15 protein-coding genes are annotated in these 11202 nt (G+C 69.0%); 7 read left to right on the forward strand and 8 right to left on the reverse strand.

Annotated elements, in window-relative coordinates:
- Nucleotides 1-295: MarR family winged helix-turn-helix transcriptional regulator (locus tag VGZ32_RS17220; RefSeq protein WP_349263636.1), on the reverse strand; the 295-nt coding region annotated here is incomplete at its 3' end.
- 175 nt (nt 296-470) lie between these two features.
- Here VGZ32_RS17220 and VGZ32_RS17225 point away from each other — a divergent pair.
- Entirely contained in the window at nt 471-1322 is an 852-nt protein-coding gene (locus VGZ32_RS17225; protein ID WP_326887079.1) for an alpha/beta hydrolase, read from the forward strand.
- A 663-nt stretch (nt 1323-1985) separates the two neighbouring features.
- On the forward strand, nt 1986-3011 hold the full coding sequence (locus VGZ32_RS17230) for a hypothetical protein (protein ID WP_326887080.1): 1026 nt from the start codon (nt 1986-1988) through the stop codon (nt 3009-3011).
- 168 nt (nt 3012-3179) lie between these two features.
- Here the strand turns inward: VGZ32_RS17230 and VGZ32_RS17235 are convergent, their stop codons facing one another.
- The 4 genes from VGZ32_RS17235 to VGZ32_RS17250 form a co-directional block, all read right to left on the reverse strand.
- A complete protein-coding gene (locus VGZ32_RS17235; protein WP_326887081.1) occupies nt 3180-4121 on the reverse strand; it encodes a hypothetical protein in 942 nt (313 codons plus the stop codon).
- Entirely contained in the window at nt 4118-4858 is a 741-nt protein-coding gene (locus VGZ32_RS17240; RefSeq protein ID WP_326887082.1) for a cytochrome b N-terminal domain-containing protein, read from the reverse strand. The genes VGZ32_RS17235 and VGZ32_RS17240 overlap by 4 nt, the downstream gene beginning before the upstream one ends.
- Nucleotides 4855-5034 (reverse strand): hypothetical protein, encoded by a 180-nt coding sequence (locus VGZ32_RS17245; protein ID WP_326887083.1) that lies wholly within the window; start codon nt 5032-5034, stop codon nt 4855-4857. The genes VGZ32_RS17240 and VGZ32_RS17245 overlap by 4 nt, the downstream gene beginning before the upstream one ends.
- Before the next feature lie 62 nt (nt 5035-5096).
- On the reverse strand, nt 5097-5633 hold the full coding sequence (locus tag VGZ32_RS17250) for a hypothetical protein (protein ID WP_326887084.1): 537 nt from the start codon (nt 5631-5633) through the stop codon (nt 5097-5099).
- Between the two features lie 694 nt (nt 5634-6327).
- Here VGZ32_RS17250 and VGZ32_RS17255 point away from each other — a divergent pair.
- Entirely contained in the window at nt 6328-6711 is a 384-nt protein-coding gene (locus VGZ32_RS17255) for a hypothetical protein (RefSeq protein ID WP_326887085.1), read from the forward strand.
- A 329-nt stretch (nt 6712-7040) separates the two neighbouring features.
- Here VGZ32_RS17255 and VGZ32_RS17260 read toward each other — a convergent pair whose 3' ends face one another.
- Together VGZ32_RS17260 and VGZ32_RS17265 are read right to left on the reverse strand one after the other, a co-directional pair.
- Complete coding sequence (locus VGZ32_RS17260; RefSeq protein ID WP_326887086.1) at nt 7041-7238, reverse strand: hypothetical protein; 198 nt, start codon at nt 7236-7238, stop codon at nt 7041-7043.
- A 134-nt stretch (nt 7239-7372) separates the two neighbouring features.
- A complete protein-coding gene (locus VGZ32_RS17265) occupies nt 7373-7744 on the reverse strand; it encodes an STAS domain-containing protein (RefSeq protein WP_326887087.1) in 372 nt (123 codons plus the stop codon).
- A gap of 523 nt (nt 7745-8267) precedes the next feature.
- Between VGZ32_RS17265 and VGZ32_RS17270 the strand changes: the two genes are divergently transcribed.
- The 3 genes from VGZ32_RS17270 (at nt 8268) to VGZ32_RS17280 (ending at nt 9823) form a co-directional block, all read left to right on the forward strand.
- A complete protein-coding gene (locus VGZ32_RS17270) occupies nt 8268-8669 on the forward strand; it encodes a hypothetical protein (RefSeq protein WP_326887088.1) in 402 nt (133 codons plus the stop codon).
- Nucleotides 8670-8805: 136 nt separating this feature from the next.
- Nucleotides 8806-9573, forward strand: a complete 768-nt coding sequence (locus tag VGZ32_RS17275; protein WP_326887089.1) for an MIP/aquaporin family protein — start codon at nt 8806-8808, stop codon at nt 9571-9573.
- A gap of 127 nt (nt 9574-9700) precedes the next feature.
- Complete coding sequence (locus VGZ32_RS17280; protein WP_326887090.1) at nt 9701-9823, forward strand: hypothetical protein; 123 nt, start codon at nt 9701-9703, stop codon at nt 9821-9823.
- A 63-nt stretch (nt 9824-9886) separates the two neighbouring features.
- Here the strand turns inward: VGZ32_RS17280 and VGZ32_RS17285 are convergent, their stop codons facing one another.
- Nucleotides 9887-10282 carry an STAS domain-containing protein gene (locus VGZ32_RS17285; protein WP_326887091.1) on the reverse strand — a complete coding sequence of 132 codons (396 nt, stop codon included), beginning with the start codon at nt 10280-10282 and terminating at the stop codon, nt 9887-9889.
- A 615-nt stretch (nt 10283-10897) separates the two neighbouring features.
- Here VGZ32_RS17285 and VGZ32_RS17290 point away from each other — a divergent pair.
- Nucleotides 10898-11170 carry a GlsB/YeaQ/YmgE family stress response membrane protein gene (locus VGZ32_RS17290; protein WP_326887092.1) on the forward strand — a complete coding sequence of 91 codons (273 nt, stop codon included), beginning with the start codon at nt 10898-10900 and terminating at the stop codon, nt 11168-11170.
- Nucleotides 11171-11202 lie beyond the last annotated feature (32 nt).

Here is an 11202-nt window from a genome sequence, read left to right on the forward strand (position 1 = left end):
GCGTCAGCGAGACCTCGGCGCCGCGGTTGTCGGTGGCGCACTCGTCGCGACGGATGAGACCGCGCCGCTCCATACGCGCCAGATGGTGGGACAGCCGGCTTCGCTCCCAGTCGATGGCCGCCGCCAGCTCCGATGAACGCAGCCGCCTGCCCTGCGTCTCGCTCAACGCCAGCAGTACGTGATAGTCGGCCGGTGACAGGCTCGTCTCCTGCAGCAATTGCGCCCCCAGGAGCCTGCGCAGCTCGGCGGTCGTGTCGATCAGCGCCCGCCAGACCGCGAGTTCGTTGCTCGTCATCCGCCGCCGCGCCACCGCGCCGACTACCCGCTCGCTGTCTCCCACAGTCCTCACCCCAAACTCATTGACGCGTCAATCATAGCGCGAATGATTGACACGTCAATTTTGCCTGCTGTGCCGGTCAGCGCGCCCCTGACCGGCACAGGCGCGGGATGCGATGGTGCACACTTGCGGTGTGATCACACGGGTCGAGGTTCGTGACGGTGTCCGCCTGGCCACCTCTGACACCGGCAGCGGGCCCACGGTCGTGCTGCTGCACGGCTGGCCGGTCACCTCGCTGCACTGGCGCCACACCGTTCCCGCGTTGGCCGCGGCCGGCCTGCGGGCACTGACCGCGGACCTGCGCGGCCTGGGCGCTTCCACGGACAGCACAGGCCAGTTCGCCAAGGCGGCCCTGGCCGATGATGTGATCGCCTTGGCCGACCATCTCGGCATCGAGCATTTCGCGGTAGTGGGGCACGACTGGGGCGGCACGGTCGGCTACCTGCTGGCCGCCGATCATCCCGACAGGGTGCGCGCCCTGGTCGTGGAGGAGGAAGTACTGCCCGGCATCGACGTGCCCGTCCCCGAGCCGGGACGCAGCCACTACCCCGACTGGCACGGGCCGTTCAACCGTCAGCCGGGCCTGGCCGAAAGCGTGCTGCCAGGACGAGAAGACGCCTACCACCGCGCGTTCCTGCGCCAAAGCGCGGGCCCGTGGCCGCTGTCCGAACCAGCGCAGCAGGCTTACCTTGACGCCTACCGACAACCATCCGTCCTGATCGCTGGCCTGGGCTACTACCGCACCGCGCGTGAAGACGCCCAGGCCGTCGCCGACCGATCTGCCACGCCGCTCACAATGCCGGTGCTCACCGTTGGCGGCCAATACGGCATGGGCACGGCCGTACACCAATGCCTCTCCCGCCTGGCCACCGACACCCGCCACCTGCAGATCCCCGAGGCCGGACACTATCCCGCCGAGCAGAACCCTGACCTGGTCAACCCCGGCCTGCTCGAGTTCCTCACCCAACACCTCACCGGCGAGTAGAAGCCATACGCCAGGTGGGCCAATAGCACGTATGCGGTCGGGGTCTGCTCGGCGTGTGATGGCGCCGCGATCGTGTGGTGCTCGCGACGGCCGAAGGTCTGCGGGCGATGGCTTCCCGCAGGACTGTCCCGGGGCTATCGTCAGTGGCGTCGTCCCGGACCCCGGCGACAAGGTGCCGGACGATTGACGCGCCGGCTTCGGGAAAGCCGGGATCCCCCTTGCCTGCATCGTTGATCGACGTAATCGTCGCAATACACGGCTCAGCGCGAGCAGTCCGCAGTCACACGTGCACTCGGTACGGCGCCATACGCGAAATGCCCGGGGCACGATCGTGCTCTTCTCCGGCCGTGACGAACCGGACCGGGACAGGCTTGGTTTTCGCGTGTCGGAACACGAACCCGAATACGATCGCGGCTTGCGAGACGACGCGGCTGCCGTGCTGCCACGCGAGGTGGAAGCCGCTGCCGGGCATCCGCAGAAGCCTGCGAACCCGTCCCAAATCAGGATCCGGATCCGGGTCAAGCCAACGCGCTGCGCGTATGTACGTACATAGATTCGTTCGCTCCGATCGCAGGGACGTTCCCCTGCCGAACCCGAACGGCCCCGCCCGGCCAGCGCAGGCCCCGCGGAGAACCTCACGTCGTCCACCAGGGAGAACCCCGCATGGATAGGCAACCAGAACACGACCCGCGCGCGGACCGGTCCGCGCAGCCGGTTTTCCACCCCGCCGTCGGCGACGACGACCGGGAAACCCTGTTGCAGCATCCCGACATGCTCCTGCCGGCCGACAGCCGCGATCCCGCAGCGCGGACACCGCGCGGCCAGGGCGGCTCGGACTCCGCGCAAATCATCAGCCTATTGGTTTTCATCGCATCGTGTCTGGGACTGCTCGGCACGCTCGGCCTGGTGGCGAAAGGACGACTCAGCGGCGGCCACGCGGCCGTGCCGGCGATTGTTCAACAGCTCGGGATCACCATTGCGATCGTGCTGCTGCTGTGCCCTTTCGCGCTCGTAGCATCCCTCGCCGTCGGACGTGGCGCGCGCATTCGGCAGGTCCACGTGGCCGAACTCGCCGCCCGTCTGCGAAGGCACTACATCCTCCCGTGCGAAGACCTCGACGAGCCCGGCAGGGCGCTGCTCGCCAGGGCGCGGGCCGCGGCCGAGACCGTCGCCGGATCACAGTCCTGCGCCCAAGGGCCGGTCGGCAGTGTCGCGCGCTCTGCCGTCCTCCCACATCTGGTGTGGGACCTCGCCGACGAGCTGGCCGAACTCACCCGTCAGCGCAGGCTCGTCGACCGGCTGACACCTGACGCGGGTCCGGCGACGAAAGCGGCCCTCGCGCCACGTATAGCAGCGCTCAACTCAGCCGCCGCCGCGCTGCACGACCGCGTCGATGCGCTGGAGGCGCACGCTCGGCAGGTCGTCGAACTCGAAGCCGCCCACCGGGACCTGGCCACGGCCCGCAAGCTTGCGGCCCACGACCCGACACTCGACCTGCTCAGCAGGCGGACACTCGACGCGTTCGCCGCCGAGGACATCGCCCGCCTGGCGGATCCGGTGACCGCGCAACACGAACGAGCGGCCTTCGAAGCATCCGAAATCGCCGAATCCGCCCAACAACTGACCGACCTGGTAACTCATGCCCTGCCGCATGAGGTACCCCCTGCGGCCGAGAAGTCCGTATCCTGAGCGGCGCGACCACCCGTCGGCATCCTGCTCACCGTCAAAGCCGTCCAGCTCAGCGGACACTGGCAGGGCCTCTCGCGCGCACGCCAGACGCATCCCTTCGCGTCGGCGGCGCGACGGCTGCGAGCAGCACAGCCAGCGGCGCACCCGAGCGGGCCGGTTCGTGTCTCGTCAAGATTCACGCCGCTCCCGGTAATGCCGCCGCCAGATGAGCCGGTAGACCGGCAGCAGGCGCGGGATGGAGCGCAGCCCGGGGATGAAGGGTACGAACACGAAGAGCAGGACGAGGAGCGCCATGGTGCCCATGACCAGGGCGTCGGCGTTGGCACTGTGGTCGTACGGGGATATCTGGTACCAGAAGGTGTACAGCCACAGCCAGGCCTGGCCGGGGAAGTTCCCGGTCTCGTTCATCATTCCCCACTGCGTGCCCGTCAGGTGGTCGGCGCTGGCCTTCGCGGCCAGGTCGGAGCCGTCAGCGAGGAAGAGCAGCGGCAGGGTGTAGTCGCTCTGGTAGAACCCGCCCTCCGAGAGCAGCACACCGTCGAGCGACCCGGCCTGTGCCTGAACCAGCAGTTGGCCCAGCAGGATCGGGACCGGGCCGTAGTCCCCGGCGGCGACTTTAGTCGGATCGCCGTTCGCCTTCGTCAGCGCGTCCGAGTAAACGCTGGTCCACTTGCCCTGTTGGTCCGCGCTCGCGCTGTCATAGGTGCTGAGCGCCGCGGCGACCTGTGCGCTCTGTGGCGCGGAGCCGAGCGGGCCGAGAACGAAGGCTTGGGCGGTGTCGATCGGGTGGGTGACCCCGGCGGCCTTGGCTAGGGACAGCGGCCCGAGTTTCTGGCCGTTGGCCGCGGCGTTGTACGGCGGGCCGTACCCGGCCGTGAGGCTGGAGCCGTCCAGTTCGGCCAGCGCGGTCGTGGTGAAGTCGCCGGGGTCGGCCTTGGCCCAGGCGGCGATCGTGAGCGGTTTGTCGTCCGGGGAGGAGAACACCGCGGCCAGCGCGAAGGTGAGGGCGAGGACCACGACCATGGCGATCGTGAACTCTTTGACCAGGTCGTAGGGCCGCGCGCCGAAGGAGTACGGGTCGGGCTCGGCGTCGCGCGTGCGGCGCCTCATGAGCGGGGCGCCTGGTCGGCGTCCGGTACTGTGCTCAGCACCGGCTCGGGTATCGCCTCGGCGGTCGGGGCCGGTTCGGCGGAGCGCTCGCGCCGCGCGATCGGCGGCACGACACCGCGGTGGCGCACCAGCAGCAAGTGCCAGACCACCAGGATCCCGACGAGCGCCGGCAGCAGCACGATGTGCCACATGAGCATCTGGCCGAAGTCCATGACGTTGAAGTACGCGCCGATACCCACCGCGTTCAGACCGTCCTTGGCCTGGGTGGCGATCCATTGCGAGTCGAAGTTCTGCTGGGCGAGGTAGCCGGTGAACGCAGTGCCGACCGAACCGAGGAACGCCACGGCCCCGGTGATCCAGGTCAGGGCCCTGCGTCCGCGCCAGGCGGCCATGAAGAACTTGCCCCACAGGTGGATGACCATGAAGGCCATGAACAACTCGACGCTCCACAGGTGCAGGCTATTGATGTAGTGCCCGAGGCTCGAGATGTGCCACCACGCCGGGCCGCGCAAGGCGAGAACCGTGCCAGACGCGAGGACGACCACGAATGCTGCGAGCGTGAGCACGCCGAATACGTAGATCCAGGACGCCATGTACGCCGGTTGGGTGTCAGGCAGCAGCTTGTCCGGGGGCAGGGCGCGCACCGCGCGGCGCCGCACCGCGCCGGTCCATCCGCCCGTCGCCACCGGGGCCGGGGCGGGGGCCGTGGTCGGGTTCGTGGTCGACTGCCCGCTCATTTGCGGTCGCGCCCCCTCGGGAAGGGCAGCACCAACGCCAGGATGAAGACCAGCAGCATGACGCCGACGACCACGAGATTGGCCACGGATATCTGGATCACGCCCCAGTGCACGTAGTGTCCGGGGCTGTTCAGGTCGACGGGGGTGCCGAGGACCATGGGCAACATACCGATCATTTGCTTGCTCCTTTCGGCTGGACGAACAGGCGAAACGTGTGCCGAACGGGACACCGGAGCGGTCATGACTGTCGCAGCCCCGCCGTGCGATGCACCACCACGCGAAAGCGCCACCTGGAGGGCCGCCGCAGCTTCGGAACTGACCCGGTCTCCACGGCCTCGTCTCCCGGCTCCCGCGCGCAGGACGCGGCGATCACCGATCTGTTCCGCTTCAACTGGCGCACCAGGGACGCCACCGCCCGCTCCTTGGCCGCGCGGGCCTGCGAGTCCAACGCCGCGCGCAGTCTCCGGCGGACCTGTTCACAGGCCAGCGAACTTTGACGGACGTCGTCGAGGGCCTGTTCCAAGGCGATATGGGCCGTGTTGATCTCCCTCGGGTCGCCATCGCGTTGCGCCGCGTTCAGGCGATCGAGTGCGACGGCACGGTCATTGGACGCGGCGCTGCGGGCAAACTCCAGATGGGCTTGCCTCCGCAGCAACTCGTGCACCCAGGCCTGCCGCACGGTCCCCTCCGCGTCCCACACGATCTGCCCGGCCGACACCACTGACAGCGCTGCCACATCGGCCGCGCGGGAACCCCGCCGCCCCTTGAACATCACCGTGCCCCCCTCGGGCCCGGCCGGAACGGAATGGGCGCGTTCCCCGCCCACGGCGCGACGGGACACCCCACGGCATCCCGCACCGTCATCCAGGCGAGAACCAGGGTGAAAGGAGACAAGTTGAGATCGCAGTGAGACAGCGTCGCCATCGAACCCACCTTGCACGGGAAGGACGGGCAGCGAGGCAGATCTCGAGACCGGCGTGTGGTCCAGACCTAATCGGGAATTCGGTCAGGCTGCGTGAATGAACGCTCCACGCACAGTATGCAGCAACCCCGACATGTGGCGAAAGGACCGAAACGCTCCGCGACCGACCCAGCCCGGGTCACAACGAACTGACCGGCCGAACAGCCACTTCCCTCAAACCGCAGCGCGTGGAAAGGCGGGTGCCACGTGACGGTGACCGTGTGGGCCGTCTGGGCTGGTACCGCTGGTGGGATGGCCGCACGCTGCCGTAAGGCGCGCTGCAATTCCGATCCCTGCGGGCAGCCGACGCGCTCCTGTTCCGCTGCGCGCGGCGGGCATCGCACCGCGTTCCCGGAGCCCGATCGTGGGGCAGCGTTGAGGCATCGACGGCCTTGCGGGCAGTGCCGCCTGCGCGCGCGTATCCCGGACGACCTGCAGGAGATAGACTGTGAGTAGCCCAAGCTGGGCTGTTGACCCTCCGCTATCGGAGGGAGATCGGGGGTCTCGCATGAGACCCGACCTGAAAGACCTCGACAACGACGCTCGCCTGCCTCGGACCGACTACCGCCTGGACACCGCGGTGGACGCCGGAGGGCCCGTTCCGAGCGTCGCCCCAAAGCTCGCCCATCCGCCGCGTTCCGGCGCGGAGTCCCGGTCAAACGAACGGCTCGGGCGCTTGCTGCGCCAGAAGAAGGGCCCGGACGCCGTCATGCTCGTCGTGCTGTCCGTGGCCTTGTTCTTCGGTTTGATCGGCTTGGCGGTGCACTTCCTGTGGATCGTGTCCATCATCGTGATGGCCCTGGGACTGGGATTCATCGTCGCGGACAGCCGACGGGACCGCATCGACATGGCCAACCAACGCACCGAAAGGGCACACGCGGACGCGCCGTGATCCTCGGTCCGCGTTCCAGGCGCCGCACGACAGGCTTCGGCCGCTAAACTGAAGAATATCAGCGTACCGCCAAACCGAATCAGTGGCGCCTGAACGGCCATCACCGATGCAGTGGTGTAAGACCACTGGCTGATCCGCGATGACCAGCGCCGTCGCGGACCGTATCACTCGGTGGATTTTCTCCTGTCCCGGCAGTGCGACGACGAAAGCGGGTCGTCGCACTGCCGCCTGCCGTTTCCTGGTGCGGGTCGGGCGCCTGGCGCGGCCGACGCAGGCCGAAGCGCGCTGGGCGGTTGGGCGACAAGGTCCGGCGGGTGCGGGTCGGCTGGTTATTTGCTGGGTTGGGGTGCGACGCAGGAGACCTTCGGATTGACCCCGACGTAGTTGAGTGGGCCGGCCAGGATGGTGACCAGGATGGTGCCCGCCTTCGCGCAGTTGGTGCTGCCGGTGTCGTAGTAGTGGCGCTGGCTGCCGGCCAGGGTGCCGATGAGCAGCCAGATGACGAGTAGTACTGATCCGATGCGCATGGTTATCTCCCGTGGTCACGTCGTACAACGGTGCGTGCGGCGCCGTCCGATCGGTGTCGCTGTTCCGGCTGCCGGGCCGGGGCTTGCGATAAGATCGCAGGACCCTGACGCGCGCGGCGGCGTGCGTTCGGAGTTCAGGCAGCCGCCACCGGCCATACCCCGGACCTCCCGTCGAGCGCGGCGGCAGGGTCGGGCGGGGCCATCACACAGTCCGGGCGTGCGTGTAACCCCACCAGCTCGAACAGTCGGGCGACCGCGAGTGACGCCACGGCCACGTGAACGCTGCCGCCCCTCGTGCGCACGTGGCGGTCTAGGGCGGTCAGGGCACGCAGTCCGGCGCAGTCGATGAAGGCGACCTGGGACAGGTCCAGCGCGACCGTCCCGGTCGCGGGACCGGCCAGCATCAACAGTCGAAGAAGCAGATCCCCGGCGGTGGCCAGGTCGACCTCACCGCGCACGGTGATCACATGCAGGAATTCGTCGCGCCTAGTGGAGATGACGTCCATGTACGGCCTCACGCTTCGGGTCGCGGGAGCACCGAGTGCGCTGACGGCGAAAGTGTGGCCGGGTTCCGGCCGGGCCGCACGCCGCGACGCATCCTGCGCGCCGGGAAATCACGGCGCCGGGGTCCGGAGCGTCAAGGGCTACCTGGAGAGTACAGCCGCCGACATGCGCATGGAACCTGGTGGGACCGGTGCTGCCGAAAGCAGACGGCCCACAGCGCCTGCCCCGATCGACCGGGCGGAAGCCGTGTCTGCCAGAGGTTAGCAGGGGTCTGCTTCATGTCCTGGTCGGTTTGTCATGCGTCCACGACGCGGTTGACCACGCTGGTGACGGTCCGCGGCAGGCGGGCGGCGGCCGACCCGGGGGCGTGGCCGCCGTGATTGTCAGTATCGCCGCCACCTCGCAGCTCCGGCGCAGAAGTCGCCGGTCCGCCCGGGTGTGCAACCGCGTGCGCGGGACATACGGGGATCAATGACCGCCGGGGTGGAGTGGCGGGTGAGGGTCGAGATGTCGAAGGGACGTGGCATGGTGACGAAGACACTCAGCGTGAAGTGGGCGGATGCCCCGGCGCAGCACGACTACCCGGCGGCCGCGTCGTTCTTGCGGCTCATGGCCGCTCCAGCGCAGGTGGAGATCCTGACCGCGCTGCTGTCGCGGGCGCCCACCGTGCAGCAGCACGCCAAGGACATCCTGCGGGCGGCCCGGCTGGCGCTGCTTCCCGCGGATGACCCCGAGGTCGGCAGAGACCTCAAGAACGTCGCCAAGGGCAACGCGCTCTCGCCGATCCTTCTGGTCCGCGGCGATCTGGGCCAGGGCCGCGACCTGCAAATCGCCGACGGGTATCACCGGGTGTGCGCCAGCTACCACCTGGGCGAGGACACCGAGATCCCGTGCCGCCTCGTCGACCTGCCCGCGATCGCCGCGTAGGCCGCGGCGCCGAGACCGGGACCGCGTCGTGACGCAACCCCAGCAGCCCGGCGATGCGGGACCGACGCCAGGGCGTGACGGGCCCGATCGCGTCGAGGCTCTCGTGCGTGCCCGCCACGGGACGCGGATCGCGGCCGTGTTGGAACGCGAGCCGGTGTGGGCCCGCGACTTCAACAACCTCTCCTACGAGGGGCGCCGACTCTTCAGCGAACTTTTCGGGACCTTCCTGCTGGTCCTGGCCGGCGCCGGGGCAGCGGTCCTGGACGCGGCCACCCACGGCCAGATCGGCCGCGCCGCCGCAGTCACGGCCCCCGCGCTGACCGTGCTCGCCGTGATCCTTTTCATGGGCGCCGTCTCCGGCGCGCACCTGAACCCTGTCGTGAGCGTCGCCTTCGCACTGCGCGGCGACTTCGCCTGGCGCCGGGTCCCCGGCTACCTCGCCGCCCAGTGCGCGGGCGCCGCGCTGGCCGCCCTCGTGCTGCGGGCGACCTTCGGCAACGTGGCGCACCTGGGCGCGACCCTGCCCGGACCGGGCTTCACCACTACGCAGGCCTTCGCCGTCGAAGCCGTGCTCAGCCTCGGGCTGGTCAGCACGATCCTGGGCACCGCGTCGAGCGCACAGAACATCGGGCCGCTGTCCGCGGTCGGCGTCGGCGCCTACATCGCGATGGCGGGCCTGTGGGCCAGCCCGGTCAGCGGCGCGTCCATGAACCCGGCCCGCTCGCTAGGACCCGCGCTGCTCAGCGGGGACCTGCACGGTCTGTGGATCTACCTGACCGCGCCGGTGCTCGGTGCGCTCGTGGCCGTGGGCGCCGCCTGGATCCTGCGCGGACCCGGTGGCGGGCCCAGCGGATCCCGCGCCGCCCAGGGCACCTTGCAACACCCCGACGTCGGACACGACTGACCTGGGTGTACGGGCCTGACAGGTTAGGTACGCGGCTGGCGGGTGGTTGGCTGGCGAGAGAGTTGAGCAGGCACGCCACCCCACAAGGTTCCGACCCGCAGACCGGCTCGGTCCGAACCGGCCGCTCGTGATCAAGCCGTACTTCGGCGCGGCGTCGGCCAACCCGTCCTCGTGTTCTGTCTCGGCAGGCACGCTCGCGATGGCCCTGACCTACGGTGTGGGCCTGCTCCTGCGGGCGTCAGGAGCCTGACCACGTCGAAGTCTCCCCGCCGACGGTGCGGACGGCTGCTACCAAGGAATGGCTATCAACGCTCTACAGCACTGACGCCGCCTGCTGCGGGGACGCGAGGCCGGGCGAAGAGCCGACACTCATGCCCGCTACGGCGTCGGCGACGGTGTCGAATACCGGCAGCACCCGGGTCATGTCGGTGATCGCCAGGACCCGGCGGACTCGGGCGTGGGCGGCCAAAAGGCGCAGCCAACCCTGCTGCTCGCGGGCACGGGTGTGGCCTCGCAGCAGCACGGTGATTCCGCAGGCGTCGCAGAACACGAGGTCCGCCGCGTTCAGGACCACGCGGTGATCGCCCGCGGCGGCGAGCGCGGCCAGATGCTGGTCGAGCTGTGGGCCGGTCACCAAGTCCAGCTCTCCGGACACCGCGAGGACCACGACTCCGTTCTCACGGCGCTCGCACACACGCAATTGCTCCATGGTCATCGACCTCGCGCGCTGTGGACGATCAGCAAGTGTGAGTTGGCACCCGAGGTCTTGGGGCATCGTATGAAGCTTATGCAGTGCGGCGAGGTTTGTCGTCGCTTCGCCACCACACGCCACCTACGTCCACTCCCGCCACACGATTCGGCCGCGTTGCCTTTAAAGGCGCACGGTGAGGGGACCGCGTTCCGCGCAGGTGCTGGGCGATCGGGCGGGTCCACGGGCCGGTGGTCGACGCGGGGTTGTCAGCCGCAACACCGTCGTCGTGGTGCGCGTGTGCCCGGTGGCCCGCCTCGCCGCTGGGGGCCATACGCAGTCCACGCAGCCGTCCGCCGTCGCGCGCGGATTGACAGGCCAATCGTGTCCCTCGTGCGGGTCGTTGTTCGTGTCCGCCCAGGTCGATAGCAGTATGATGAGGGTGTCACCCCGGACCCCGGCGGCGAAGCATCCACGCCAATCGCGGATCTTCTTACCACGGTTCGGGGTTTTCGCATCCCCTGACCGATCCGGATCTGGGCCACAGGCCCAGGCGACTCCGGTGGACCTCGTGAGACGACCGCGCAGCGGATGCGGATCTGTGTTTGAACGCTGTCATCTCACCCAGGAGTCCTCATGGGCGTCATCGCCTGGATCGTGCTCGGAATCATCGTCGGCGTCATCGCCGAACACTTCGTCAGCGGCCGCAAGTCACACGGCCTGATCGTCACCTGCCTGATCGGCATCGCCGGAGCGCTGCTGGGCGGATGGATAGCCACCACGGTCTTCCACGTCCACAGCCTCCAGGGCTTCTTCAACCTCTCCACCTGGATCACCGCACTGGCCGGATCGGTCGTCCTGCTCGGCGCCGCCCAACTCGTCGAAGGCCGACGCAGCCTGCGCCGGTGAGCGAGCACACCACTGCCCGCCGCAGCACTGCG

It is taken from the genome of Actinocrinis sp. (genome assembly GCF_035938995.1).
Taxonomy (GTDB): Bacteria; Actinomycetota; Actinomycetes; order Streptomycetales; family Catenulisporaceae; genus DASZGI01.

Excerpts from the sequence above, each read along its gene's own strand:
- VGZ32_RS17230 (WP_326887080.1), top strand. The coding sequence starts at position 1,986 with ATGGATAGGCAACCAGAACACGACCCGCGCGCGGACCGGTCCGCGCAG.
- VGZ32_RS17235 (WP_326887081.1), bottom strand. The coding sequence starts at position 4,121 with ATGAGGCGCCGCACGCGCGACGCCGAGCCCGACCCGTACTCCTTCGGC.
- VGZ32_RS17240 (WP_326887082.1), bottom strand. The coding sequence starts at position 4,858 with ATGAGCGGGCAGTCGACCACGAACCCGACCACGGCCCCCGCCCCGGCC.
- VGZ32_RS17245 (WP_326887083.1), bottom strand. The coding sequence starts at position 5,034 with ATGATCGGTATGTTGCCCATGGTCCTCGGCACCCCCGTCGACCTGAAC.
- VGZ32_RS17255 (WP_326887085.1), top strand. The coding sequence starts at position 6,328 with ATGAGACCCGACCTGAAAGACCTCGACAACGACGCTCGCCTGCCTCGG.
- VGZ32_RS17260 (WP_326887086.1), bottom strand. The coding sequence starts at position 7,238 with ATGCGCATCGGATCAGTACTACTCGTCATCTGGCTGCTCATCGGCACC.
- VGZ32_RS17265 (WP_326887087.1), bottom strand. The coding sequence starts at position 7,744 with ATGGACGTCATCTCCACTAGGCGCGACGAATTCCTGCATGTGATCACC.
- VGZ32_RS17270 (WP_326887088.1), top strand. The coding sequence starts at position 8,268 with ATGGTGACGAAGACACTCAGCGTGAAGTGGGCGGATGCCCCGGCGCAG.
- VGZ32_RS17285 (WP_326887091.1), bottom strand. The coding sequence starts at position 10,282 with ATGGAGCAATTGCGTGTGTGCGAGCGCCGTGAGAACGGAGTCGTGGTC.
- VGZ32_RS17290 (WP_326887092.1), top strand. The coding sequence starts at position 10,898 with ATGGGCGTCATCGCCTGGATCGTGCTCGGAATCATCGTCGGCGTCATC.